The 26,701-nt window shown below is 72.0% G+C and carries 12 protein-coding genes; 3 read left to right on the top strand and 9 right to left on the bottom strand.

Features of this window, described 5'->3' with window-relative positions; genetic code table 11:
- Positions 1-7: 7 nt before the first annotated feature.
- From HUA75_RS16565 to HUA75_RS16545, 5 genes are all read right to left on the bottom strand, one after another.
- Positions 8-1,426, bottom strand: coding sequence for a von Willebrand factor type A domain-containing protein (locus HUA75_RS16565; protein WP_174486936.1), 1,419 nt, complete (start codon positions 1,424-1,426; stop codon positions 8-10).
- 118 nt (positions 1,427-1,544) lie between these two features.
- On the bottom strand, positions 1,545-2,234 hold the full coding sequence (gene ddpX / locus HUA75_RS16560; RefSeq protein ID WP_174465137.1) for a D-alanyl-D-alanine dipeptidase: 690 nt from the start codon (positions 2,232-2,234) through the stop codon (positions 1,545-1,547).
- A gap of 2 nt (positions 2,235-2,236) precedes the next feature.
- Positions 2,237-2,929 (bottom strand): 7-cyano-7-deazaguanine synthase QueC, encoded by a 693-nt coding sequence (queC, locus tag HUA75_RS16555; protein ID WP_141642965.1) that lies wholly within the window; start codon positions 2,927-2,929, stop codon positions 2,237-2,239.
- Positions 2,929-3,528, bottom strand: coding sequence for a hypothetical protein (locus tag HUA75_RS16550; RefSeq protein WP_141642964.1), 600 nt, complete (start codon positions 3,526-3,528; stop codon positions 2,929-2,931). The genes queC and HUA75_RS16550 overlap by 1 nt, the downstream gene beginning before the upstream one ends.
- A 20-nt stretch (positions 3,529-3,548) precedes the next feature.
- Positions 3,549-13,097, bottom strand: a complete 9,549-nt coding sequence (locus HUA75_RS16545; RefSeq protein ID WP_174486935.1) for a flagellar hook-length control protein FliK — start codon at positions 13,095-13,097, stop codon at positions 3,549-3,551.
- Positions 13,098-13,249: 152 nt separating this feature from the next.
- On the opposite strand from HUA75_RS16545, the gene HUA75_RS16540 reads away from it, so the two are divergent.
- A complete protein-coding gene (locus tag HUA75_RS16540) occupies positions 13,250-15,838 on the top strand; it encodes a protein kinase (RefSeq protein WP_174486934.1) in 2,589 nt (862 codons plus the stop codon).
- A gap of 40 nt (positions 15,839-15,878) precedes the next feature.
- On the opposite strand, the gene HUA75_RS16535 is transcribed toward HUA75_RS16540, so the two are convergent.
- From HUA75_RS16535 to HUA75_RS16525, 3 genes are all read right to left on the bottom strand, one after another.
- Entirely contained in the window at positions 15,879-16,190 is a 312-nt protein-coding gene (locus HUA75_RS16535; protein WP_254627583.1) for a hypothetical protein, read from the bottom strand.
- A 184-nt stretch (positions 16,191-16,374) separates the two neighbouring features.
- Positions 16,375-17,328 (bottom strand): NlpC/P60 family protein, encoded by a 954-nt coding sequence (locus HUA75_RS46745; protein ID WP_254627582.1) that lies wholly within the window; start codon positions 17,326-17,328, stop codon positions 16,375-16,377.
- A 73-nt stretch (positions 17,329-17,401) separates the two neighbouring features.
- Positions 17,402-23,719 (bottom strand): hypothetical protein, encoded by a 6,318-nt coding sequence (locus HUA75_RS16525; protein WP_174486932.1) that lies wholly within the window; start codon positions 23,717-23,719, stop codon positions 17,402-17,404.
- Between the two features lie 203 nt (positions 23,720-23,922).
- Between HUA75_RS16525 and HUA75_RS16520 the strand changes: the two genes are divergently transcribed.
- Both HUA75_RS16520 and nth read left to right on the top strand, forming a co-directional pair.
- Positions 23,923-24,429 (top strand): GNAT family N-acetyltransferase, encoded by a 507-nt coding sequence (locus HUA75_RS16520; RefSeq protein WP_141642960.1) that lies wholly within the window; start codon positions 23,923-23,925, stop codon positions 24,427-24,429.
- Positions 24,430-24,618: 189 nt separating this feature from the next.
- Entirely contained in the window at positions 24,619-25,308 is a 690-nt protein-coding gene (gene nth / locus HUA75_RS16515) for an endonuclease III (RefSeq protein ID WP_371746125.1), read from the top strand.
- A gap of 3 nt (positions 25,309-25,311) precedes the next feature.
- Here nth and HUA75_RS16510 read toward each other — a convergent pair whose 3' ends face one another.
- Positions 25,312-26,592 carry a phosphatidylserine/phosphatidylglycerophosphate/cardiolipin synthase family protein gene (locus HUA75_RS16510; protein ID WP_174486930.1) on the bottom strand — a complete coding sequence of 427 codons (1,281 nt, stop codon included), beginning with the start codon at positions 26,590-26,592 and terminating at the stop codon, positions 25,312-25,314.
- Positions 26,593-26,701: the final 109 nt, after the last annotated feature.

Genomic DNA, 26,701 nt, shown 5'->3' with positions numbered 1-26,701 from the left:
CTCGCGGCTACCTTCCGGGACCCGGGCCCGTGTCGGGGTCCATGGTGGACAGGGAGCCTGGGGGGCCGAAGCGGTCCTTGCGCTGGTCCAACGCGCCCGCCTTCTTGATGAGCGCGCCCAACTCCACCACGTCCGGACGGCTCACCAGCGGCTCCCCGATGTCCTGCCAGAGCGCGTGCAGCCGCGGCCAGTCGAGCGTGCGCGTCCAGTAGGAGCCGCGCAGCTTCTCCGCGAAGGCGGCGGCCACGTACACAAGCCGCGTGGAGGCGGCGACGCGCGCGGAGGACGAGCGCAGGACGCTGGAGGGCAGCAGCTTCTGCACGCGGCGCCACATGGTGTTCTCGCCCTCTTCATAGAGGACGCGCAGGGTGCCGAAGGCGATGGCGGGCCCTATCAGCTTCACCTCGTAGATGGCGGTGACGGACGTGCCCGCCGCCAGCGGCACGGACTCTGGCTCCGCGTCATCGTCGAACGGCTCCGGCGTGGCGGACTGGTTCTCGTACCCCACCAGGCGGTAGCGGGCCACGGCCTTCCGGTCGAACTCCAGTTGCACGCCCACGTCGGTGAAGGACTCGCGTGCGCGCACGCTCACTCGCACCACGTGGTAGCCCTTGCGACTTGGCGACGGGAAGCCTTCCACGTGGATGACGAACGGGCCCACCACGTCGCCGTCCTCGCCCACTTCGAAGCTGTTGACGAAGTCCTCCACCCGCACGGCCTCCTCCGCCGGCAGGGAGTCGCGCTCCAGATAGCCTCGCGTCAGCGCGTACGAAGCCGTGCTCACCTGGAACGTATACGTGGAGATGCGCTCCTCCTCCGTGTCGATGGTCGGATTGACGCCGTGGCCCCGCGTGTCCGAGTCACGCAGGGGCTTGCTGCCGGGAGCGAAGAGGCTCTGGTTCGTACCGTCGGGCCCGAGCACCGAGAGCTGGGGCAGCGCCCACGGTGGAGCCCGGTCGCGAATGTCCCCGGCCCGGGGGACGACCATCCACGCGACACCGTCCGACTCCAGTCGCAGCGGGGGAGCGAACGGAGCCAGCGGAGCGAAAGCGTGGGACGCGGTGCCATTCGTCGCGGCGGCGGGCGGGGACGACGTCACGGGCGCAAGCTCCACCTGCACGGTGAGCGTCTGGCCCGACTCCACCTTCACGTCCGCGCGCGTGACGGCCTGGAAGGACTCCTTCTCGAAGCGCAGCGCGTAGAGACCCGCCGGGAGCTGGGCGAGCTGGTAGTGGCCCTTCGCGTCCGTCAGCACGGTGCGCGGCGCCGGGAGCACGGGGGACGTCGCGGAGACCTTCACCCCCGCGAGAGGCTGCTGGCTCCGCGCCTGGATGACCGAGCCCGCCACCGTGCCCGCCTGTGCCCACGCCGACGTGGCGAGACACAGGAGGACACCGCACAGGGAGCGCAAGAGAGCGGTCTTCATCGTGGGACCAACGCGGACACCGGGCGGAGCCTTCCCTTCGGATTCAGCCCAGCGTGCCGCAGGTGGCGCCCGGCTGCATCACGGTTCCATCATGGAGCCGGGGCCTTGGACTCTCGCGCTACTTCACCGGAGCGAAGGGCACGTCCAGCACCGGCCGGGACTTCGCATCCGGCAGGTCATAGTGCCACCACTCCATGCGGTTGGGCGCGAAGCCCGCGCCCTCCATCGCCTCTCGCAACACCTCGCGGTGCTTGCGCGACGCCTCGCTGCCACCGGCATAGCCGTGGTGCGCCTCCGGCGTGAAGGTGTCGAAGGCGGTGGGCATCTCCACCTCCTTGCCCTCCAGCGTCACCATCGTCAGGTCCACCGCCCCACCCCGGTTGTGGTTGGAGCCCTTGCGAGGGTCCGCCACGTAGCCGGGCACGGGCATGATCTTCCACATCTCCCACTGCACGGCCCGGGGCCGGTAGCAGTCATAGACCTTGAGCCGGTAGCCCTTGGGCCGCAGCACGTCCGCCGCCGCCTTCAGCTTGCGCGCGGACTCCGGCAGCAGCAGGCAGCGCGCCGTGTCCGGGTACACCTGCTTCTTCAGGAAGTTGTCCGCCGTCGCGTAGCGGAGGTCCAGCGCCAGGTCCTCCACCACCTTCGTCGCGTCCACGAGCGGCGCGATGTCACCCGCCTTCGCGCCCTTGGCCTTCGTGGGCTTCGCCGCGTCGCCCGTGGGCTTCGCCGCGCCACCGTCCTGGGCCAGCGCCGTGCCGCTCACACACAGCCCCAGCACCACCACCCACCCCAGCCGCGTCGTCATGCTCATGCCCCCACCGTGTAGCGCGTCGGGTCCGGGACTCCCGCTTCCTCGAAGCCCTTCTTGCGCAACAGACAGCTGTCACAGCGTCCACAGGCGAGCCCCTGTGCATCGGGGTCGTAGCAGGAGTGCGTCATCCCGTAGTCCACGCCCAGGCGCGTGCCTTCGCGGATGATGTCCGCCTTCGTGAGTCCGGACAGCGGCGCGTGGACCGTGAAGCTCGCGCCCTCGACACCCGCCTTCGTCGCCAGGTTCGCCATCGCCTCGAACGAGCGGATGAACTCCGGGCGGCAATCTGGATAGCCGCTGTAGTCCACCGCGTTGACGCCGATGTAGATGTCCGTGGAGCCCACCACCTCCGCGAGCCCCAGCGCCAACGAGAGGAACAGCGCGTTGCGCGCGGGCACGTACGTCACGGGGATGCCGTGGCTCATCTCATCGGCCGGCCGGTCCTTCGGCACGTCGATGTCCGCGGTGAGCGCCGAGCCGCCAATCTGCCGCAGGTCGATGCTCACCACCCGGAAGTCCTTCACGCCCATGGCGCTCGCGACGTCCCGCGCCCGCTCCAGCTCCACCACGTGTCGCTGTCCGTACGCCACGGCGAGACACACCGGCTCGAAGCCCTTCGCCTTCGCCATGGCCACGCACGTCGTGGAATCCAGGCCACCCGAAATCAACACCACCGCTCGCTTCGCCATCAGTCCCTCCGCACTCCCTGCACCTTGTACGCCGTCTTGCACGTCGCGGGAGTACACGTACAGGAGCCCGGCAGGAAGACATCTGTCAGCGAACCACACGCCAGGGACACGTCGTAGCCGTTCTCCGTGGGAGCAGGCGGGCTGCCGTCGGGGACGCCTCCGTCGAACGCGTTGCAGTCCCGGTTGAGCACGCGCGCCTGGCTGTCACTGAAGATGGTCACCTTCAGCGACTCCTCGATTTGAGAGTCCTTGCAACCGGTGCCGCACGAAGCGCGCGGCGCCGTGGCACGGAGCGCGGAGTCGACAAGCTGCCCCTCGTACTTCGCTTCGCGGTCGAAGCCCTGCACGGTGAACCAGCCGGCGCCACCGTCGTCGTTCTTGGAGAACGTGCCCTCGAAGCGGAACACGCCGCCGTCGTCGAGCTGCGCGAACTCCGGCATCGCCGCGTCGCAGGTGGTGTTCGCCGGGTCCAGCCGTGCCTCGAACTGGAAGGTGCCCAGGAGCTGATTGCCCGGGTACACGGGGTCCGAATAACAGGCCATGGCCGTCACGACGGCGGCGGCGGGGAGGACGGAGAGGGCAATGTGCTTCAGGCGCATACGGCGCGGAGGCTACACGGCTACCCGACGTCGAGCACGCAAAGGGCCACGGCACGGAAGGCGCCTCCACGTCCGAGCACCGCGCCCACATCCACCCGCGCTGGGTCACTCCCGCGCACCTCCGCATCCAGACGCGCCAGGACGCGCCCCGCGGCGAGCGAGGCGGGCACCGCTCGGAAGGCCGCCACCGCGGCGGCCTCGAAGCCGGGCACCTCTCCAGGACGAGACAGCTTCACGCCGTCCTCGCCCAGCACGAGGGCCAGCGCGGACAGGTAGCCCAGCTCCACCGAGCCGAAGCACGACAGCGCGCCCGCGCCCAGCACCAGCGCCTCCGAGCTGACCAGGTACCCCTCCACGCCACCCGAGGGGTCCACGTACACCCGCAGGCCGCTGGCCCCCAGCGACGACAGCAGAGGGCGCAGCGCGGCGAAGAGTCGGGGGAAGCGCTCGGCCGTCACCGGCAGCGAGTTCGCGGGCAGCGAATGTTCGAAGCCCGTGGGCACCGGCAGCTCGGACACTGCCGCCGCGGGCACCGTCGCCGTGCTGGAGGACAAGGCCGCGCCGACACCGTCCGCGCGCTCGGCGGCGTCCTGACGTTCCAGGAGCCGCAGGGCCTCCGCGAAGAGCGTCCAACCATCCACGTCCAGCGGCGCCGCGCGCAGCAGCTCCGGCCAGACGCGTACGGCGAACGGCGCGCCTTCAATCACCGGAGAGAGCCGCTCACATGCGAGGCGGAGGACCTCTGGAGACAGGACCCCCGCGTCGAAGAGGCGTTCGGCGAGCCGGGCCGCGGGAGACACGAGCTGCGCGTCCAGATAGCCGCGGAGGATGGACTCCAGCACGCCGGGCTCGTCGGTGAGCCTCTCGCGCAGCCCCAGGGCCTCGCCCGTGAGACCGCGCTGCTCCGCCAGCCTCGCGCGGCGAGCGAGCCGCTCCTCCGTCTCCGGCAGCGCCTCCAACTGCGCGACGGCGTCCGCCACCTGGCCCAGGACCTCGTAGGCATCCGCCAGTCGCTCGCGATGGGGCGTGGCCGCGTCGGGCCCCTCCTCCACCGTCAGCCGCTCCGCGAGCGACACGAAGACGGCGGGCTCCTTCGACTCGTCCACCAGCGCCAGCAGGTTGCGCAGCGCGGGCAGGCTGGTGCCATCGGTGTCCAGCGCGCGCTCGAAGGCCGCACGGGCCGCGTCGGGCTGGTCCAACGGGCTCAGCAACAGCTCGCCGTGCTCCAGGTGCAGCGCGGCCAGGACGCGGGCGTCCTCCTCCACCTCGATGAGCCGCGCCAGCGAGCGCGCGGCGGCGTCGAAGCGGCCCAGCCCGAACTCCAGCGTGTGACGCTCGCGCAGCAGCGGCTTGCGGCGCGACGTCCATCCCTCCGCCGCCATGGCCAGCGCTTCCACGCGCGCGGCATCAGACAGGGCGCGCACACGGCCGAGCACCGCTTCCGAGAGCGCCTCCGGGTGCTTCTCCAGCCCCGGCAACAACAGGGTGAGCCGGGTGCCGAAGTTCGCATCGGACGACAGCTCGTCCAGGGCGCGCAGGCGCTGGAGCGCCGGGGCATCCGCCGCGCGCAGCACTTCGTCACGCAGGGCGATGGCGAAGGGCTCGTCACGCGTGACGGAGAGGGCCGCCAGCTCCAGCAGTCCTTCCGCGTCGCGCTCGGCGCGCAGGCCATCCGCGAGGGCAGAGGCATGGGCCGCATCCGCGTCCGGCTGAGCCACCAGGGCCCACAGCGCCTCGCGCGTGCGCGCCGTGTCGCCGGCCTGCGCTGCCATGGCCAGCGCATCCGTCAGCTCTCCGGCCGCCATGGCGGGCGCGAAGCCCACCTGGAGCGCGCGAGTGAAGGCACCCAGCCGGCCGAAGCGCTCCGCCAGCTCCGCGGGCGCGAGGATGTCCGGCGCTTCGGTGGCGATGCGCTCGATGACCTCCAGCGCTTCACCGTGCTCGCCCGCCTTCTCCCAGAGGTCCGCGGCCTCCAGCAGCAGCGGCGGACGCTCCTCCGGCGAGGCGAGCCGCGCCGCCTGGAGCAGCGCCTTGGCGGCCCGGGGCGCCTCACCCAGGGCGCGATGCAGGTGGGCGACGCGCATCGCCGCGTCCACGTCCGGCTCGGTCGCCACGGCGGCCTTCGCCGCCTTCAGCGCGTCCCGCAGCCGCCCCGCGCTCTCGAAGGCCCGAGCGGAGGACAAGAGGAGCACCAGCCGCTCGCGACCGGAGACCAGCTCCGCGCGAGCCACCTGCACCTCGGCCCGGCGCGCGGGCTCATCACGCAGCAGCTTCTCCAACTCCTCCAGCGCGACGGCATAGCCCGCGCCCGAGGCGCCACGCTCGACGACGGCTTCGAGCGACTCGCGGGCCCGCGACACCTGGTCCGAGTCGCGGAGCAGCGTGGCCAGCTCCAGCCGCAGGACGGACGCCTCGTCGGCATCCTCCAGGTGAGGCACCAGTCGCTCCAGCGCCTCCAGCAGCCGCGTCGTCTCCCCCCGCTCGCGCAGCCCCGTCACGAGGGCGCGCAGGGCGGTGACATCCTCGGGGGCGGCCTCGGCCGCGCGCTGGGTGAGCTCCCAGGCCGCGTCCACGTCCGCGAGCGACTCAGCGGCCACGGTGGCGGCGGCCAGCAACAACTCGGCGGCGCGCACTCCGCCAGCGGCCTCGGCGCCGGACTCGTACACCGCCAGCAGGTCACCGTGGCGACCCAGCGCGCTCAGGCCCGCCACCGCGCGGTCGATGACGGAGGCATCCGCCGGACGCAGTCGCGCCAGCGGCAGCAGCGCGTCGATGGCGTCCTTCGGGTCGTCGAAGAGGTCCGCCGCGCGGCGGTACAACACCTCCGCCGTCGCCGTGTCTTCCGCCCGCCGGGCCAGTTGCAACGAGGCCCGGTACAGACCCGGTGCGTTGCCCGTGCGCGAGTGGACTTCCGCCAGCAGCGACAGCGCCTCGCGGCCGCGCTCGCCTTCCGGCTCCAGCGACACCACCGACTCGAAGGCATCCGCCGCGTCGTGGTACGCGTTCGCGCCCAGCGAGGCATGGCCCAGCCGCAGCCACGTCCGCGCGCGCACCGTCACGGGCAGCGTCTCGCCACCGGCCGACAGCAGGCGTCGGTCATACGGTCGCGCGGCGGCGGGGCCTCCGCTCTGGGCCGCCAATTCGGCGCGCGCGGACAGCGCCTCCACGTCGTCACCCGAGGAGCCCAGGTACACGTCGAACGCCTCGGCGGCCAGCAGCGCCTCGCCCGCGTCCAGCAAGCGGGTGGCGCGCTCGCGCAAGAGCGGCAGCGATTCCTCGGGAGGCAGGGCCGCGGCGCGCACGGCCAGCAACTCCGACAGCCGGCGCACGTCTCCGGCCGCGCGCTCGCGCACGCGCTCGAAGGCCTCCGCGCTCGCGGGGCTCAACTCGAAGGCCCGGTCCTCGCACAGCAACGCGCGCTCGCGGGCACCCGCCGCGCGGAAGGCCCGGGCGGCGGCGAGGTAGCTGTCCGCGGCGTCGGCATCCGACTGGCGCTGGGCCCGGCGCAGCATCAACTCCGCGAGCGACTGCGGGTCCTCGTTCTCCTCCAGGAAGGCGCGGTGCCGCGAGAAGACGGGTTCGCGGAAGGGGTCGGCCTCCAGCAGCACGGCGTCGAACTCGGCCGCGTCCGCGTGGCGCTTCACCTCGTGCAGCAGCTCCGCCGCCTGCGCGGTGAGGTCCAGGTCATCCGGGCGAGCGGACCGCGCGGCGATGAAGGCCGCCGCCGCCGCGTCCGGGCGCCCCGCCCTGTCGCGGTACAGCACGGCCGCGCGCTGGAGCAGTGCCGCGCGGCGCTCCGTGTCCGGCTCACCCTCGGCGCACTCCTCGTACCAGGCCGCCAGCTCCGCCAGCCGCCCGTCCCGCTCCAGGAGGCGAGCCAGCAGCGTCTCGGCTTCATCCAGCGAACGGTCCTGCCGCAGCGCTCCGCGCAGGAAGCGCTCCGCCTCTTCCGTATCCGCGAGCACGCCCAGGTGCAGCTTCGCCAGCCGCAGTCGCAGCGCCGCCGCTTCCTTCGCGTCGTCCAGCAGGGGCAGCGCGCGCTCCAGCCAGAGGGCCTCCGCGTCGGCATCGTCCCGGCGCTCCGCCAGCGCCGCGCCCAGCCGCGTCGTGCCCAGGTCCTCCGCCAGCGAGAAGGCGCGGTCCAGCGCGCTCTCCGCAGCGGCCAGGTCCAGCTTCACATCGCGCAGCAGCTCCGCGCGCCGACGCTCGCACGCGGCGGCCTCGGGGGCGCGCCCGCGCGACTCCAGCAAATCTCGCGCGTCCGCCAGTGCCCGGAGCGCGTCGTCCGCGCGGCCCGTGGCCTCCGCGAGACTCGCCTCTTCTTCATGGGCCGCGAGCGTCGCGGCCACGTCGCCCACCTGGAGGCTGAGCGCGGCCACATGGCGCAGCTCCGCGAGCAGCTCCAGCGAGCGACCCGTCTCGCGGTAGAGCGAGGCGAGCTGGAGGCGCAGCGGCAACGGCATCGTCGCCATCTCCGCCGCGCGCGACAGCAGCGACGCCGCCACACCCGCGTCGGCGAGCGCGGCACGCGCCTTCTCCGCGAGCACCACGAGCCGCCGCACCGTGTCCTCGGAAGGCGCCAGGGCGCGCGCGTGGGTGACGAGCACCTCGAACGCGCCGCGCGGGTCGTCCTTCTCCAGCAGCGCGGAGAGCCGCTGCACCGCGGGCTCGCACAGCGGCCGCTCGACGAGCAGCTTCCGGTACGCCCCCACCGCGCGCTTCGTCTCGCCCGCGCTCTCCGCCAGCTCCGCCAGCCGCAGCCAGGTGGCCTCGGCCTCGTCGGCGCTCGCGGTGAAGTCCGCCGTCGAGGCCAGCGTCTCCTGGAGCGGCAGGGCCTCCAGCACCGCGCCGCGCAGGTAGAGCAACTCCGCCAGCGACGCCAGCTCCGCTCCGCGCGCCGGCACCAGGGAGTGTGCCTTGCGCGCCAGCTTCAGCGCGCGGTCCAGGTCCTGGGCATCCCTCGCGTACGCGGCGCCCTCGCGCAGGAGCGTGGCGGCCTCGGACGTCGTGGCGCTCTCCGCGGCGGTCTCCAGCAGGGCCGCGGCCTCGCGCAGCTCTCCGCGCCCGGCCACCAGCGACACCAACCGGCGTCGCACGTCCGAGTCGCCGGGAGCGAACCGCAGCGACTGTCGCAGCGCCGCCTCCGCGGGGGCCGGCTGCTCCAGGCGCTCCAGGTAGAGCGACGCCAGCTCCGCGTACATCGCCGCGGACTCGGACGGCGGAGCATGAGGCGCCTCGGCCGCGAGCAGCTCCGCCAGCGCCGCCCAGTCCTCCAGGGCCCGCAGCGCGCGCTGCAAGGAGACGGTGGCCCGCGCGTGACGCGGGGCCAGCGCCAGCGCGGCCTGAAGGCTCCCACGAGCCTCCGCCAGCTCTCCTCGCGTCTCCAGCAGCGTGGCGCGAGCGAGCAGGGCCTCGACGCGGCGGGGCGTGGGACCCTGGCGAGCGGCCTCGGCGAGCGCGGCGGCTTCCTCGTCCGGGCGCTCGTCGCGGTGGGCCAGGTCGGCCAGGGTGAAGAAGGCGTCACAGCGCTCGGCGTCCGACGGGGACAGCGCCACCGCGGAGACCAGCGCCTCGCGCGCGAGCCCCCGCTCATCCTTCTCCGCCAGCACGGTGGCCAGGGCGAGCAGCCGCTCCCGAGCGCGCGTGCCCAGCTGGGCATCGGCGACCACGGCGCGACGCCACACTTCCAGCTCCCCGGCCTCGTCTCCGGACTCACGCGCCAGCTCCGCCAGCGCGAGCAGCAGGGCCGCGGGACGGCGGGCCAGCGTCGCGGCCTCGGAGAAGTCCTCGCGCGCGGCGGAAATCCGGCCCGTGGCGCGATGGAGCACGGCGCGACGCGCGAGCAGCTCCGAGCGGTCCTCGCCCGTCGCGGACGCCACCAGCGCGCCCAGCAACTCCAGGCGCTCGGCTTCCTCGTCCGAGGAGCCCGTGCCCGGAGGCGGCAGCAAGTCCAGCAGCGCCTGCGCCGCCCAGGTGTCCTGCGGCTCCTCCAGTCGCAGGCTGCGCAGCGAGTCCACCGCCGCGCCGGCACGACCGAGCACGAGGGACAGCTCCGCCAGCTCGCGACGGGCCGCGCGCCGGGGCTCTCCGGACAGGCGCGGCCACAGCTCCACCAGCAGGTCCGCCAGCGCCTCGCGAGCGCCGGCCTTGCGGTGCAGGTTGACCAACTCCACGCGGGCGTCGAGGTCCTCGGGAGCCCGGATGCAGTACTCGGACAGCAGGCGACGCGCGGAGTCCGTCCGGCCCGCGCGCACAGCGGCGCTGGCGGCCTTGCGCGTGAGCGCCACCCGCTCCGCTTCCCGGGGCGCGTCGGCGTCCACCGGAGGCAGCGCCAGCACCGCCTCGAAGTCCTCCAGCGCGGAGCGCGCGTCGGTGGGCAGCTTCAGCTCACCGCGCCGCTGGCGCGCGGGCGCGAAGGACGCGTCGCGCTCCAGGGCCTCGGCGAGGAACGCCTCTTCGCGACTGGTTCCCGCCGCCAGCAGCGAGGCGCGGTAGAGCAGCTTCGCGCCGGAGCGGTCCTCCGGCACCAGCGCGGCGCGGCGTGCGTACAGCCGGGCGGCCTCCAGCTTCTCGCCCCGCTCCAGCTCCAGCTCGGCCAGCGACTCCAGCACCTCGGCCGCCAGCGGCCCCTGGGGACTGGCCTCCAGCGCGGCCGTCAGGCGCAGCAGCGCGGCGGCCTTCTCGCCCCGCTCCAGCAGGGCACGGGCGCTCTGGAGGAACAGCGGCGCGGCTTCCTCGGCGCGGTCGGCGCCCATCAGCGCCTGGGCACGGCCCGCCCACAGCTCCGCCAGCGCCTGCGTCTCGCCCGCCTCCGTGTAGAGCGACTCCAGCCGCGCGGCCAGCGTGTCATCCAGCCGGCGCAGCGGCAGCGCCTGCGCGTACGCGGCGATGGCGCCTTCGCGGTCGCCCAGCATCTCGCACGCGCGACCCAGCCGGGCGCGCACGTCCGCCAGCTTCTCCGGCGCCGCGGTGCGCGGCAGCGTGGACAAGAGCGACTCCAGCGCGCGTCGGGCGTGCTCGGGGCGCTCGCAGCGCAGCGACAGGTCCGCCAGGTCCAGCAGCACTGCGGAGTCCGGGGCCAGCCGCGCCGCCTTCTCCAGCGCCACCAGCGCGTCACCCACCCGACCCAGGCGGGCCTCCAGCACACCGGCCAGCTCTCGCAGCGCCGCGGCGGCGAGCCGCTTGTCGCCCTGCGCCTCCGCCACCCGCGCGCGCTCCTCCAACGCCACGGCCAGCCCGGCCATGTCCGCGCGCTTGCGCTGCAGGGCGCACAACTCGCCCAGCGCGGGCAGGTCATCCGGCTCCGCGCGCAGCACTTCCTGGAGGGAATGCACCGCCAGGTCCAGGTCGAAGGCCAGGTCGCGCGCGGCCACCGCGAGGCGGCGGTACTTCTGCGCGCGCTCCTTCACATCCGGCGCCAGTCGCGCCAGCGCGGACAGGCACCGCGTCAGAAGCGGCCCGTCACGCCGCGCCTCGGCCAGCGCCAGCAGCGACTCCAGCGCGGGACGGTGGTCGGCATCCGCCTCCAGCGCGAGCAGGAGCAGCTTCTCCGCCTTCTCCGGCTGCTGGAGTCGGCCGCGATACAGCTCACCCGCCTCCGCCCAGGACGCGGCGCGCTTCGCCGGCTCGTCCTGGAGCGCGGCGGACTTCTCCAGCGCGTCGGCCAGCTCCAGCGACTTCCCGGTGATGCGGAAGTACGGAATCAGCTCCTCGAGCGCCACCGCGTCACGCGGGTCCAGCGACAGCGCGGACTCCAGGTGCTCGCGCGCACGCGCCGGGTCTCCCAGTCGGGAGCGGTACAGCCGCGCCAGCGCATGGTGGCTGGCGTGCGCGGCATGGCGGACGCCTTCCGAGCGCGGCGCCGGCCCCGCGAGCTCCAGCGCCTGCTGGTAGCCCGCGAGCGCCTCCTGCAACCGGCCCAGTCCTTCCGCCACGCGCGCGGCGGCGAACAGCGGCTCGGCCTCCCCTGGCAGCAGCGACACCGCCTCGCGGTAGCGCAGGAGCGCGTTCTCCGGCTGCTTCAGGCCCTCTTCCCACACGCGGCCGGCCATCAGGTCCGCGTGGCCCACGCGGTCCAGCTCGTGCCGGGCCATGGACACTTCACGCAGCCGGTCCAACGCCTTCAGCGCGCGCAGGTGCTCGCCGCCCCGGTGACACAGCTCGCCCAGCAGCAGCAGCGCATCCGACTGGTCCGGCGACAGTCGCAGCGCCGCCTCGCAATGCAGGCGCGCCCCCGCGATGTCGTCCTCCGTCTGCGCGCACAGTCGCGCGAGATGCACGTGCGCGTCCGCGGCCTCATGCGGGTCGCGAGCGAGCGCCGCCAGCCGACGGTACGCCCGCACCGCGCCCGCCTTGTCCCGGGCCTGGTCCGACGCGCGCGCCAGCGCCTTGAGCGAAGGCAGGTGGTCCGGCTTCAGGCCCAGCAGCTCGTGCAGCGCCTTCACCGCCACCTGGGGCGCGGTGTCTCGCGAACAGCGCGCCGCCGCCTCGGCGGAGAAGAAGGCCGCGGCCTCCTCCGAGGTGCGACGGGCCAGCGCGCACAGCGCCAGGTAGCGCTCGGCGGCGCGGGCACCCTCGCCCCGACGCTCGCGCACCACGGCCTCGCCCCACAGCGCGGCGGGACTGCGATCTCGACGACGCTGCAGCGTGGCGGCCACGTCCAGCGCCAGCTCATGCGCCTGCGGGTCCGCCACCAGCAGCGAAAGCAGGCGCTCGGCCGCGAAGGGGTGCGCGTCCTGCGCGTCCCCGGCCTGGAGGTACTGCTGTCGCGCCTCGGCCAGCCGGCCCTGGGCGACGAGTCCCTCCGCGTCCGCGAAGGCCCGCGCGCCCTCCAGCGTGAGGAGCAGCTCCTCGTCCGGCGCGGACGGCGGAGGCAGGCCACCGGCCGCGAAGCGCAAACGCAGCCCCGTGCTGGACACCTCCGCGGCGGACAGGCGCGCGGTGTCCAGCGACGGCATCTTGTACCCACGGCTCACCGCCGCGAGCTGACACAGCGCGGGCAGCACGCGGGTGGAGAAGCCGGAGGCCCCGCGCACCTCCACGTCCGGCACCAGCGCCAGCGCACCCACGGCCGCGGACAGGAGGCCGGGCACCTGCACCGACGGCGTGGAAGAGAACCCGTAGAGGCGGACGTCGTAGAGATAGACGGCGAGCTTCTCCCCGTCCGCGTCGAAGGCCACCTTGAACGTGAAGGGCGTGCGCTCCGGCGCGGGCAGTCGCCCCTGTCCTTCCAGGTACCCGGGACGGAAGTGCAGCCGCACCTCCTCCAGGCCCGCGAGCCGCCCCGCCAGCTCCGCCACCCGCCGCGTCACCAGGTCCGCGTCGACGGACAGCTCCAGGAAGCCGAAGTGCAACTTCTTGCGCTGATAACGCGTGGCACCGGCGCTGACGTTGAACGGGAAGCTGACGTCCGGAATCTGGAGCGCGAAGTCGGAGATGCGCAGGCCCGGCACGACTTCCAGGGCCGGGAAGCCCACGAACGCCCTGCGGTCCAGCAGGCGCAGCTCGGGTGCGGCGGCGCGCGCATCGGGCGCCGCGGTGGGCTTGGGGGAGTCGCTCTCGTTGGCCATCGCGGGAGCCTGGAAACTACCACGGGGTCCAAGCGCCCGAAATTTATGACAATCCCCCGCCCGGGGGGCAACCAACGGGGCTGGGGGACCCCAGGGCCGCATGTGTTGTTCGTCATGCGCGCCGGACTGAAGTCGGACAATATGCGCCCGGCGTGCTGGCTCCCGACTCCCTCGTCCTCGACGGTCGCTTCCGAGTACTCCGTCCCTTGGGTTCGGGCGGAATGGGCGAAGTGTACCTGGGTGAACAGGTCTCCCTGGGCCGCAAGGTGGCCATCAAGGTCCTTCACCACGACCTCAACGCCCAGCCCGGCATGGCCGAGCGCTTCAAGCGCGAGGCCCGCCTCCTCTCCGCCGTCGAGCACCCCGCCGTGGTGCACATCGTCGACTTCGGTGAGTCCGGCGACCACGCGTGCCTGGTGATGGAGTTCGTGGAAGGCGAGAGCCTCTACGACGTGCTCACCCGGGGCGCCATGCCGCCGGGACGCGCGCTGCCGCTGCTCCACCAGCTCGCGGAGGGCCTGTCCGCCATCCACGAGAAGGGCATCATCCACCGGGACCTGAAGCCGGAGAACGTCTTCATCTCCCCCGGCGTGCGCGGCGAGCAGGCCCGGCTCCTGGACTTCGGCATCGCTCGACTGGTGGAGCCGGACGCGCAGAGCAACGTCAGTCAGGTCGGCGTGGTGCTCGGCACCCCGGAGTACCTGTCGCCGGAGCAGGCAGTGGGCGCGAAGGTGGACACGCGCAGCGACCTGTACACCTTTGGCGTGCTGACCTACCGCGTGTTGTCCGGACGGCTCCCCTTCGATGGGCCGCAGGCGCGCCACTTCCTCGCCCAGCACGCCTCCCACGCCCCGCTCCCGTTAGACAGGGCAGCGCCTTCCCTGTCGCGCTACATCGGTCTGCTGTCGCTGGTGATGCGCCTCCTGGAGAAGAACCCGGCCAAGCGGCCCCAGAGCGCGCACGAGCTGGCGGATGCGCTGGCCGCCGCGCACTCGTCGCTGTCCGCCTTCACACCCGGCCTGGGCACGCCCGCCTACGTCAGCGCTCCCACCACCAGCACCACGCCGTCCGGCACGTCCGTCTTCGGCGCGGGAGAAGCAGCGAGCAGCGGCCCCAGCGGGACGTCCGTCTTCGGCGCGGAAGAAGCGTCAGCCCCTCTTCCGAGCCGCTCGAGTCGAGGCACCGCCGCGTTCGGCCTGGAGTCCTCGACGGGCCCCGACAGCGCGGCGTCCGCGCCCGTGGCGATGCGCACGGGCACTGCGTCCTTCGGCACGCGGCCCTCGCTGTCCGGCAGCACGTCGACGGTGAAGCCTCAGAACCTGACGGTGATGCTCACCGACATCCAGGGCTTCACCGAACGCACCAGCCGGCAGACGCACGAAGAGAACGCGCGGATGCTGGAGACGCATGACCGACTGCTGATGCCCCTGGTGAGAGAGCACGAGGGACGCCTCGTGCAGAAGCGAGGCGATGCCCTGCTGGTGGTGTTCCGCTCTCCCACCGCCGGCGTGTTGTGCGGCATGGCCATGCAGGACCGGCTGTGGCGCCACAACCAGTCGCTGCCCAATGAGGAGCGGCTGCACGTGCGCGTGTGTCTGCATGCCGGCGAGGTGCTGCTGACCGCCGACACCGTGCTGGGCGAGCCCATGGAGGTGGTGGAGACGGTGGAGCACGTCGCCGCCGCGGGCCAGGTGACCTTCACGGAGGCGGTGAACCTGGCGCGCAATCGCGCAGGAGCGGACGTCGAGCCGTGCGGCTCCATCACCCTCCCCGGCCGCGAGGAACAGCTCCAGCTCTACCGCTGCCAGCAGGCGGCCGAGGGGCCTCCCTTCGGCGGACGTTTCGAGAAGCAGAACGCCCTCATGGTGCGACTGGCCCCCGCGGTCCAACGGACGCGCGCGGCGCTGGCTCCCATCTCCCAGCGGGTGCGCTCCCTCGGAAGCTCCCTGCGCACGGCGACAAGCACGCTGGGCGCGGGCCTGTCCCGACTCGGCGCGGCCCTGAAAATCCCCCCGAAGCTGAAGGAGGGACTCGGCAGGACGGTGGTGCTCGCGCGCGCGAAGCCGCGTCAGGCGGCTGCGGTGCTCGGAGCGGTGGTGCTCCTGGGCGGCGGCGTGGCCCTGGTGGTGCATCTGAACAGCCCCGCCGTGCGCGCCATGTCGCTGCTGAAGGCTGGAAAGAGCAACGAAGCGCTGGCGCTGCTGAACGCGACGTCGAACGAGGAGCAGAAACAGCCCTCGGTGCGGCGCGCGCTCGCGGCGACCCACCACGCGCTGCGCAACCACGACAAGGAGCGGGTGCTGCTCGCCACGCTGGACGTGGACGGGCGCGCGGAGGTGGAGGACTCCGTGCTGGATGGGCTCGCGGAGGACTTCGGCCGCGGCGACATCGACGAACCCGTGCGCAAACTGCTGGCCACCCTCCCGAAGGAACGGGTGCGCCCTCACTTCGAGTCCCTCGTCGAGGACGAGTACTCGCTGAAGCAGTGGGGGGCGCTTCGCTACCTGGACTCCTCGGAGCTCGCTGACGAGGTGGACCTGGTGGTGGCCTACTCCAAGGCCCTGGAGGCGAAGGAGTGCGGCGTGCGCAGGGCCGCCGCGAAGCGGCTGGGCGTGCTGGGCAACACGGACGCGGTCCCCGCCCTCATCCGACTCGCCGAACTGGGCAGCACCAAGGGTGGCGACTGCGGCCAGGACGAGGCGAACCGGGCCATCCAGAAGTTGAACAAGAAGGGCGGCTGAAACCCGGGCGGCGTGTCACCCCCGGCCCCACCGGTGGTGCTCAGTCGTCGTCGCGCCGCGCGTGGCCCTTCTTCTTGCCCTTGCCATGGCCATGACGGTGGTCGTCGTCATCCCAGTCGTCGTCATCGTCCCGGTCATCGCGCCGGGCCTTCACCTTCTCGTCCACCCTGAGCAGGTTGCGGGAGAAGGCGTCGTACTCCAGATGCAGGTGGCCTCGCGCACCGGGAGCGGCGGCGAAGAACTTCACCTTCCAGATGTCGTTGCCCGTCCGGTGCGCCTCTTTGAGACGGCAGTCATATCGGCGCGAGCGACACTCACCGAAGCCCCGGTCCACCGCCTCATTGTAGGACATGGAGGACGGCCGCGAGGGCGGAGGGGGCCGCGGGAGCGAGGGGCGGTTCGGCGGGCGCGCATGGAGGTGACAGCCCGACGCGAGCAGCAACCCACCGATAAGCAGCACGATTCTCATGCCGTCATGACGCATCAACCGCACGGAGCTTCAAAGCCACGCGGGGTGTGAGTTGACGACTGGAAAACTACAGTCCATCGGGGGACGCGAAGGCCACGAAGAGTTCGCCGGTGAGGTACGCGCGCGCACCCTTCGTCGCGGGCCGGAGGAAGTCATTCACCACGGGCCCACCCTGGGCGAGCTGATGCTTCTCCGGGTGTGACAGGTTCATCCGACTGCGGGCCACACCCTTGCTGCCTCGGTGGATGAAGGTGACGGTGCCATCTTCTGCCACCCCCTCCACTACGCCGACATGGGTCATCCCGTCATTGCGACGGCCGTCGCGGTTGCGGTCATACGTCTCGCGGAAGAACACGAGGTCTCCGGGACGCGGCGCGCGGTGGTGCAGCCGCTTGCCGTCCGTGGCGCGACGGAAGATGGCGGACACGGCGTTCTCTCCCGCGAGGAAGCCATGCGCGACCAGGTCGATGCCGGCGGAGAGATAGGCCAGACGCACGAAGCCAGAGCAGTCGTTCGGCATGCCCCGGCTGACCTTCGCGAGGTTGCGCTCACCGACGAGCTGCATGGAGCGAGACACGATGAGCCGCGCCAGTTGCATCGGCGTGCGGTACGCATCCCAGAAGCCCTCCATGTCGGTTGCGGGGCGCACGACGAGGGCGACAGCCTCCAGCGCGGCCGCGATGACACCCGTCACCAGGGGGCGCTCCTTCTCCTCGAGGACGACGGTGGACACGACTCGCGGCGCCACCTCGGCGTGCGGCGCTCCCTCGGCGGCTTCCGGCGTCGCCGACTCACCGCTCTTCACCGTCGTGGGCGCCTGAGCGGAAGCCTCAGCCGCGGACCCACCCGGTGTCACCGCCCCCACACCCCCGGCGGCGGGTGCCGTCACCACCTGCTCGGAGGCTGCCACCGCCGTGTGTGACGGGACCTCCAGGGCGGTCCCCACTTCGCGCGACTGCACGGTGGCACAGCCGATGAGAGCGCACAGCGGAACGGTGGCGAGCAGGCGAAGACGGGACAACCGAAGGACCTTCCGAAAGTTGGCGCCGCATTCAATCCCACGTTTTTGGGGGTGCCGCCAAGAACTCGAAGTGTCAGCCCTCCCAGGTGGACAGCAGTGCGCGAACCCGTGCGTACCTCTGGAGGAGTGCGGCACGGTGGGCGCTGAGCATCACCATGGAGCCAATGACGAAGAGGCCCAGGAGGAACAGCGATGCGGCGGCCACGCGGTGGTCCCTCATGCCGAAGCGCACGAGGTTCGCCGCGATGCACGTCACCAGGAACGCGGTGCCCAGGTACACGTAGGAGCGGATGCGCAGGGCGATGCCGAAGCCCACGCCCACCACGCAGAGGAACACGCACAGGAGCATCGCGCTGCCGTCGCTGAACATCAGCGGCTTCCACGCTCCCGCCACGTAGATGACGGTGACGGCCAGCGCGCGCAGCCGCGCGTAGGTGTCCTCGTCGATGGCGCCTCGGAACACGCGCAGCAACGCGAGCAGCGAGAGCCCCGCGGGGATGACGTAGAACTGCGGCTCGCCCTGGCCGGTGCCCTGCCACACGAGGTAGAGCGCCACGTTGAAGGCCACCACCGACGCGAGCGAGGCGCCCCCTCGACGCGTCGGATGCGACGCCAGCGCGGCGAAGTGCGCGGCGTGTCCCACGAGCAGGGCCGCCACCTGGAGCGGCTCGCCCCAGGGCGCGGAGAACAACCCCGCCAGCGGGAAGAGGTACGCGCCCCACAACGCGGGCCTGCGGAAGACGGCCAGGCTGGAGCCCTCGCGCTGCACGAAGAAGTAGAGGCCCGTGAAGAGGGCGCCCCCGACGAGGGCCGCGAGGCTGTCCCCGGTGCTCGGGCTCGTCCCCATGCCCAGCAGGCGCACGGACAGGTAGCCCAGCGCGAGCACGGCCTGGGCGAGGAACGCCGCCGGCTCGTCCTTCTCCACGGCGGCGTGGCGCACCAGCGCGACGAACAGCACCGCCAGCGCGATGCAGGCCACCAGCGCTTCACGCAAGGCATCTCCCGTCGCGCCCAGGAACGACAACCCGAGGAGGACCTCGGTGAGCGCGACGACGGTGAAGCCCAGGCCCACACCCCGCCGGAGCTTCGCGCCCGCCAGGAACAGCGCCAACGTGGCGAGCACGGCGCTGGCCGCGCCGAAGTGCGGGAGGATGAACTCCGAGCCCCGCCCGGACGAGTACACCGCGCCCAGGTGCATCAGCGCGCCGTGCGCCGCCGCGAGCGAGGCCAGCCAGCCGACCACCTCGCGCTCGCGCCGACGCCACACCACCGTCCACGCGGAGGCCAGCCCGAAGAGGAAGCACAGCGGCGTCGCCAGGTGCTCCAGGTCTCTCAACGAGGCCAGCGACAGCAGGGCCAGCACCCAGCCGCCGTGGTGCAGGGCCGCGCCCACGCGCACCCCGCGCGAGTCGAGCACCATGCCCCCCACGCACAGCACCAGGCCCGCGCCGCTGATGACGGCGGGGAGCCACAACATTGGCACCGCGGCGACCAGCGAGGCCGCGAGCAGCACGGTGGCCACGTTCGCCATCCACCGCTCACGAGCGACCATCAGCACCAAGGACGTGAGGACCGCGCCCGCCGCCACGTGCGACGCCAGCGCTCCCGGCCCCGCATCCGCCAGTCGTCCCAGGAGCAGCAGCGCGAGCGCTCCGGCGCTCCCCACCCATAGCGGCTCGCTCCAGGTGCCTTCCAGACCGGGAGTCAGCTTCAACGCCACCGCGCTGAGCGCGCGTTGCACCGCTCCGGACTGGCAGAGGGCGGACAACAGGCCCGCGCCCAGCGCCACCGCGATGACGGCGAGCCCCGTCTCCGGCCTCCACTCCAGGAAGTCATACGCCTCGGTCCGTCCCGCCGTCGCCAGCGCGAGCACCCAGACGGCGGGCACCAGCAGCCACCGGCGCGACAGCAGGAACGCGGACGCCGCCACCACGGCCGCGAGCCCCGCCAGTCGCGGCGGCGACGGGTCATCCAGCACCGGCAGCACCGCGATGGCCAGCGCGGTGATGACAGAGGCCCGACGCAGGTAGACATCCGGCGGGCTCCGGAAGAAGGCCCAGACAGCGGAGGGCGCATGGTGCTCAGCCAGGGCCAGTGCGAGCAGCATGCTGGTGACGACAGGCCTCGCCTCCGGAATGACGAGCAGCAGGAGCGAAGCGCCGCACACCCGCATGAACGGACGCGGCCCGGGCATCAACGCCAGCGACGCCGTGAGGAAGTACACGGGCGTTGGCCCCATCCAGGGCGCCATCATCACCATCGGGGTGAGGCAGGCGAGGGCCAACTGCATCCACAGGGACAGCGCGTCGCGCTCCTTCTCCTCGTTCGAGCGGAGCAGCAGGGAGCTGAACGCGGGCACATGCGCGACGGCCCGTGCCACGGCGAGTGACACCAGCGGCAGCGCATACGCCCAGGTGGGCGGAGTGCCGCCCATCGCCAGGAAGCCGACGAAGGCATACGGCACCGCGAGGCTGGCGAAGACGGGCTGCCGGGTGGCGCGCGTCCACAGCAGCGGAAGCAGCATCGCGCCAGAGACCATCCACGCGGGATGCGCATCGTCCCAGCGCACCACCACGATGGCCAGCACCAGGGCCGATGCCAGGGTGGCCACCCACGCGAATCGCTTTCCTCCCGCGCCGACGGCCAACACCGCCGGGATTTCCTCCGCCACGGCCAGGAGCCCCAGCACGGCGGACAACCCCAGCAGCACCACGGGGCCTTCCGAGTACAGGCCCATCGTCGCATACAGCGCCGCCACCGCGACGCTGAGCCCGGCCGGCATCGCCCGCGCGGTGAGCAGGGCCACGAAGGCCGCGCCGAGCAGGAACATGCCGCCCTGTGAGCTTCTCGCTTCCACCACGGCGACCAGCGGGAAGACCCACGCCACCAGTCCGGCGACCGTGGTGCTCGCGCCGCGCCCCCATCGCGCCGCGCAGAGCGAGGCACCCAGACCCCAGAGGAGGAACAACCCCAGGGACATCCCCGGCGTCATCATTCCATTCCAGGGCGCATAGAAGTTCGAAATGTCGGGCAGCAGCGCGAAGGCGGCGATGAACACCGCCAGCGGCCGGCTGAGGGGGAACATGCGCGACACCACGGCGATGGCCGCCGCGGCCAGGAGCACCACCAGCCCCAGTCCGCTCACCTGGCCGACGGCACCCGCCACGAAACCGAACAGCGCGTAGAAGACGGCGACCCCGCCCAGCAGGCGCAGCAGCCGTCCTCGCTCGGCCAGCACCGCCAGCGTCAGCGCCACGAAGACCAGCGAGAACGCCATCGCGGTGGACGAGACCTGGATGGCGAACTTCGGCACGAGGGCCGCCGCCAGGAGGGCGGCATAGGCCATGGCGTACTCACTCCGGAGCGCCCACGCGACGACGAGCGTGCTCACCGCGCACAGCACCGCGCCCGTCATGGCCACGAAGCCGAAGTTGCTGCCGAGGCCCATGAAGAGGCCCGCGGTGGCGATGAGCCCCGCGATGGGCGCCAGCAACGAGCGCGTCCGCGCGGTGCACACCGTGCAGACCCCCGCGAGCGCGAGCGACAGCAGCCCGGACACGACGGCAGCGGCCGGAACCGAGAGCACGTCGGCGGCCAGCACCGGCACCAACAGCGACAGCAGCGCGCCCACGACGGTCAGGTAGAAGCGCTCCACCAGCAGACCCGTGACCAGGCACAGAAGGGACAGCCCGAGCACGCTCCAGAAGCCCGGGCGCGTGTCGGGCCCCGCCAGGCCGTAGACGGTGAAGACGACGCTGGCCACGGCGGTGGAGCGGAAGAGCACCTCCGCGAAGGCGAGGTCCCGCGCATTGCCCGTGCGCTCACCGCGCCACAGGCGCGACACCGCGAGCACGACGCCGGCGAGGATGAACGGCATCGCCGTCAGGGCGCCGTACTGCAAGGGCAGCTTGCCCGCGTCGGGGTAGCCGAGCGCGGCCTTGAGCGCGGCGATCAGGCGCTTCACGGGGCCAGGGATGAGCTGCCCGCTGGTGGCATAGGCGAAGTAGGACGCCGCATAGGCGGGGTACACCCACGGCAGGCGACCGATGGCGCCGCGAGCCAGGGACACCAGGGTCCACGTGGTGACGGCGGCGGTGACGAACAAGGTCGGCGGCGGCGCGCCGATGGCGGCCACCAGACACATCACCTGGAGCGAGGCCACGCCCAGGGCGAGCGGATCCGCCGCGCGCTCGGCGGGCAGCGAGCGGAAGCGCTGCATGGCGGCGAGGAGGAACGCGAGGAAGGGCGCATAGACGCGCACGTCCGGCGGCGTTCCGGCATCGACGAGCGCCACGTGGAGGCGGACGGCGTAGACGAGGAGCAGGTAGAGGGGCGCGCCCAGGGCGAAGGTGAGCTCGGCGCCTTCGCGCGGTCTGGCCACGGGTCGCGCGGACAGCAGGAAGAAGAGGACGCACGGGAGGATGTTCAGCCACAGCGCGGTGCCGCCGAGCTTCGCGGCCAGCGGCGCCAGTCCCATCATCAGCGTGCTCGCGACGAGGGCCACCTGGACGAAGGGACGCGAAGGCGCATCGAACGCATCCGCCGGTTTGCGCACGAGGAAGGCCGCGCCCACGGCCCAGCCGAGCAGCAGCGGGATGAGCATCACCGTGTTGACGCCCCCGAGCAGCAGCGCGTCTCCGAACCCCATGGGCCCCAGCGCGATGCCGGCGATCGGCGCGGACGCGGAGCCGATGATTCCGAGGATGCGCCCCGGGTTGCGCAGCGCCTCGCGACGGGCGAGGTACGCGCCCCAGACGGAGAAGCCAGCGGAGTAGCCCACGGTCATGCCGAAGACGGTGAGCGAGCGGGTGACGGAGGACATTCCGGCCCAGCTCTCGAAGACGAAGTAGAGGGTGCCCGAGAGGATGAGGAAGGCACCGACGAACCACATGATGCTCTCGTAGAGGAACGGCCTCCACACGCGATTCCACGTGGAGGTTTCCTCGACGAGTCGCGCCGTCGCATTCCGGGGAGGAGGCGCCTCGAACGAAGGCTGTGAGGGGTTCTCGGGCAGAGGGAGCTCTTCCGCCCCAGGCTCTCGCTGCGTCGGAGGTTTCACCCGATTCGGAGCACCGGGACGGGCCTGCTGCGCGGCCGAAGCCTGGTTGCGAGGCGCCGACGTCGCATCACCTCGCGAGGCACGAGCCGCCTCCACGGAAGCAGCCAGCAACCGCGCCGCTTCCTCACCCGAAACCACCGAGGCTCCCGAGGCCGCACGCGCGGCACTCGCGGCGGCGGCAGCCTCTCGCGCCGCGGCGTCCCTCGAAACCACCGAAGGAAGTCGAGCCGCGTCCCGCGGAGAGGCGACAGAGGACTCCACGGCATCCGAAGTCGCGCGGGGCGTCGCATCCGCACGCGCCAGTTCCTCATCCGAGAGCGCCGAGGCCGCGAGGTGCAACCCATCCACCTGAGCCACGGCCTCGTCCGAGGCCGCCTGGCGCATCGCACTCGCCTGCGCCACATCCGAAGCCGCGAGCCCTGTCACACCTGACTGCACCACATCCGCATCCGAGTGGCGCACCACGCCGGGCCGTGCCGCGTCATCACCCGATGCAGCGAAGCCTGTCGCACCCGCCTGCACCACATCCGCATCCGTGTGGCGCATCACGCCCGGCCGTGCCGCGTCGTCACCCGATGCAGCGAAGCCCGTCGCACCTGAGTGCAGCGCGTCCGCATCCGTGTGGCGCACCACGCCCGCCCGCACCGCGTCGACACCCGATGCAGCGAAGCCTGTCGCACCTGAGTGCGGAACATCCGCATCCGTGTGGCGCATCACGCCTGCTTGCACCGCGTCGTCACCCGAAGCCGCAAGGCCCTTCACACCTGCATGCGCCACGCCCCCGTCCGTGTGGCGCACCACGTCCGCCCGCACCGCGTCCTCGCCCGAAGTCGCGAAGCCCTTCACACCCGCATGCGCCACGTCCGCATCCGTGTGGCGCATCACCCCTGCGTGCGCCGCGTCATCACCCGAAGCCGCCGAGCCCGTCACGCCCGCCCGCACCGCGTCCTCGCCCGAAGCCGCGTGGAGCATCGCGCTTGCCCGCGCAGCAGCCTCGCCCGTGCCCGCCACCACGACCGTCCGCGCCTCGCCAGCATCCGCGACGCCCTCCACCCGAGCGGCACGCTGCCCGGTCCCCGCGAGAGGAGCGGGCGACTCAGCGAGCACGGATAGGAGGATTCGAGACTGCCGCTCGTAGCGTTCGGAGAGGAAGCGCCGGACGTTGGAGGGAACCTCGGAGGAATCCCAGCGAGTCAGCTCGGACAGGAGGAAGTGGACGTGAGCAAGCTCCGCTTCCAGCTCGGAACGGGGGCGCGAGGTCATCGCCGTACCGCACAAGGCGCACTGGCTGAATTGACCCAGGCGCTCCTGTCGGCAGTCAGGGCAGTACATGAGGTTCCCCCTCTACAACGGACATGCCACCCAGAATGCCTGGGTTCTCCCAGGGGAGGAAACCGGGGCCCCACTTCAGGGTGCGCCGGCTGTGTGCCACCTGTGCAGCCGGGTGCACAACAGGTGCGTGCACCCCGACGCACCCGTCAGCCCCCTGGGTCTCTCTGGCCCTCGGTCCGCATCCATGAAACCGTGTGCCCCGCATGAGTACTGACGAACTGCGACTGCGCCCCATTCAGCCCCAGGACGACAAGCACATCGCCTCCATCATCCGCGCGGTGATGCCGGAGTTCGGCGCGGATGGCCCCGGCTTCGCGCTGCATGACGCGGAGGTCGACACCATGTCCGCCGCCTACGCGCACCCCCGCCACGCCTACTTCGTGGTGGAGCGAGCGGGCCGCATCCTGGGAGGAGGTGGCATCGCACCACTGGAAGGCGGCGACCCCAGCGTGTGCGAGCTGCGCAAGATGTACTTCCTGCCCGAGGCCCGGGGCTTGGGAGTGGGCGAGCGCATGGTGCGCCGCTGCCTCGACTTCGCGCGCGAGGCGTTCTTCCACCGCTGCTACCTGGAGACCCTCGCCTCAATGACCCAGGCCCAGAAGCTCTACCGGCGCCTGGGCTTCACTCCGCTGTGCGCGCCCCTGGGAAGAACCGGGCACTTCGGCTGCGACCACTGGTACGCGCTGGACCTGACGAAGCCGCCCGGCTGACGCGCTCCCCTGCCCTGCCACCGGGCAGGAGGCACCCGCGGACCCGCTCCCGTGAAGGTCCTCATCTTCCCTCGAAACCCAGGGAGGAGAGGGATGGCGACGACACCCCGGAATCGCCGCGCGACAAGCCGTCAGGCCCCGTCCCAGACCAGCACGCGAACCGTGCGAGCACGTCCGGACAACACAGGCGTGGTCACCGAACCCGAGCCGCGCGCCGACAAAGTTCCCTTCGACATCGACGACGTGCTGGCGCGAGTGCGCGAAGCGGTGCGCGGCTTCGCGGACGCGGCGATGTTCGCGCTCGCGGCACGCGGCCACGACAGCCTCTTCGAGCAGCTCGTGGCCTGCATCCTCTCCATCCGCACCCTCGATGAAGTGAGCCTGCCCGCCGCGCTCGCGTTGCTCCAGCGCGCCTCCACCCCCGAAGCGCTCGCGAGCATGCGCCCCGACGACCTCGACGCCCTCATCCGCCCCGTCACCTTCCACGAGGCCAAGGCGCACCAACTCCACGCCATCGCCGTGCGCACCCGGGACGAGTTCGGCGGAAAGCTGCCCTGTGACGCCCAGATGCTCCAGTCCTTCAAGGGCGTGGGGCCCAAGTGCGCGCACCTGGCGCTCGGCATCGCCTGCGGCCACGAGGCCATCAGCGTGGACATCCACGTGCACCGCGTGACGAACCGCTGGGGCTACGTGAAGGCCGGCTCACCCGAGGCGACGATGGCGGCCCTGGAGACGCAGCTCCCGCGCAGGTACTGGGTGGAACTCAATCGCCTGCTGGTGCCCTTCGGCAAACACGTGTGCACCGGCTCGCGGCCCCGGTGCTCCACCTGTCCGGTGCTCGAGTCCTGTCGTCAGGTCGGCGTGACGAACCCGCGCTGACCGTCAGCGGTCATGGCCCACGAGCTGCGTGGCCCTGCGAGCCAACCGTCGCCACGGGTTGGTGCGGCCCCCGTTCTCCAGCGAGATTTCCTTGGAGACACGCAGGTCCTTCGCCCAGCAGCGCTCCATCTTGCGCACGAACTCCGCGTCGTTGATGACGAGCGAGCCCTCACCCAACTTGTTGAGCGACAGCGAGTCCATGTTGGTGGAGCCCACCACGGCGAGCCAGTCATCCACGAGCATCGTCTTCGCGTGCATCATCGACGGTTGGTACTCGTAGATGCGCGCGCCCGCGTCCAACAGTCGCTCGTACGTGGAGCGCTGCGAGGCACGGATGACCTTCACGTCATGGATGGGTCCGGGGCCCAGGATGCGAAGCTCCACGCCCTGCCGGCACTTCTCCTCCAACTGCTCCAGAATCTCGTTGGGCGGAGAGAAGTACGCGTTGGCGATCCACAGGCGCTCACGCGCGGCGGCGATGACCATGCGCACCATGCGCTCCGCATCCGTGATGCCCAGCTTGCCCGAGCTCTCCACGAAGCACGCCTCGGAGTCACCCACCAGCGCGGGCTCCGGGAAGGTGCTCGGAGGCAGCAGTCCGCCGCCCGACTCCTGCCAGTAACGAGAGAAGGAGAGCTGCATCTCGCGCGCGGCGGGGCCCTCGACACGGACGCTCGTGTCGCGCCACTCCTCGGGCGACTGACCGTTGCCCTCCCAGACCTTCCAGAAGCCGAAGCCGCCCGTGTACGCGATGCGTCCGTCGATGATGACCAGCTTCTGGTGCGTGCGCCCCAACAGGCGCCCCATCACCTTGCCCGCGAGCAGCCGGTAGTAGTGAACCTCCACCCCGGCCTCGCAGAGCACCTTCTCCACCTTCTGGTCGAAGTCCTTGTCGCCGCTGAGCTCCTCGCTGCCCACCGGGTCCACCACCACGCGGCACGCGACACCCGCGCGGGAGCGCTCCACCAGCGCCTCGATGATGCGGTCCGACACGTCACACGGCCGCCAGATGTAGACGAGGATGTGGACACTCTCCCGCGCCGCGTGGATGTCCTCCAGCATCCGGTCGAACACCGCGCCGTTGTCGAGCAGCTCCAGCCGGTGCCCCGGCATCAACGCGGCGCCGGTGGACTGATACAGGGAGAACGAGAAGCCCTGGGCCCCGGGGGGCAGCACGAAGGGGCCATGCATCTCGTGCCTGCCGCGCTCCCTGGCGCCGTCAAAGCCGTGGGCGCCCGGCTGGGGCAGAATCTCCGTCTCCGTGAGGTCCTGGGGCTCGTCCATGACGTGGCAAGCTAGGGACACTCTCCGGCCCCGGCATGCAGGGCCCGCCCGCCTGCCCGACAGCCGAGTGCTCTCTCCCATTGCCGCCCGGCGCCATGCTGTCCACACT

This window comes from Myxococcus sp. CA040A (assembly GCF_013336725.1).
GTDB classification, from domain to species: Bacteria; Myxococcota; Myxococcia; order Myxococcales; family Myxococcaceae; genus Myxococcus; species Myxococcus llanfairpwllgwyngyllgogerychwyrndrobwllllantysiliogogogochensis.
The sequence above is the reverse complement of the archived record's forward strand: the minus strand, read 5'-3'. Positions and strand labels throughout refer to the sequence as shown.

Coding starts and splice junctions, on each gene's coding strand:
- HUA75_RS16525 (WP_174486932.1), bottom strand. CDS start 23,719: ATGTACTGCCCTGACTGCCGACAGGAGCGCCTGGGTCAATTCAGCCAG.
- HUA75_RS16565 (WP_174486936.1), bottom strand. CDS start 1,426: ATGAAGACCGCTCTCTTGCGCTCCCTGTGCGGTGTCCTCCTGTGTCTC.
- HUA75_RS16545 (WP_174486935.1), bottom strand. CDS start 13,097: ATGGCCAACGAGAGCGACTCCCCCAAGCCCACCGCGGCGCCCGATGCG.
- HUA75_RS16535 (WP_254627583.1), bottom strand. CDS start 16,190: ATGTCCTACAATGAGGCGGTGGACCGGGGCTTCGGTGAGTGTCGCTCG.
- HUA75_RS16510 (WP_174486930.1), bottom strand. CDS start 26,592: ATGGACGAGCCCCAGGACCTCACGGAGACGGAGATTCTGCCCCAGCCG.
- HUA75_RS16520 (WP_141642960.1), top strand. CDS start 23,923: ATGAGTACTGACGAACTGCGACTGCGCCCCATTCAGCCCCAGGACGAC.
- queC (WP_141642965.1), bottom strand. CDS start 2,929: ATGGCGAAGCGAGCGGTGGTGTTGATTTCGGGTGGCCTGGATTCCACG.
- ddpX (WP_174465137.1), bottom strand. CDS start 2,234: ATGACGACGCGGCTGGGGTGGGTGGTGGTGCTGGGGCTGTGTGTGAGC.
- HUA75_RS16550 (WP_141642964.1), bottom strand. CDS start 3,528: ATGCGCCTGAAGCACATTGCCCTCTCCGTCCTCCCCGCCGCCGCCGTC.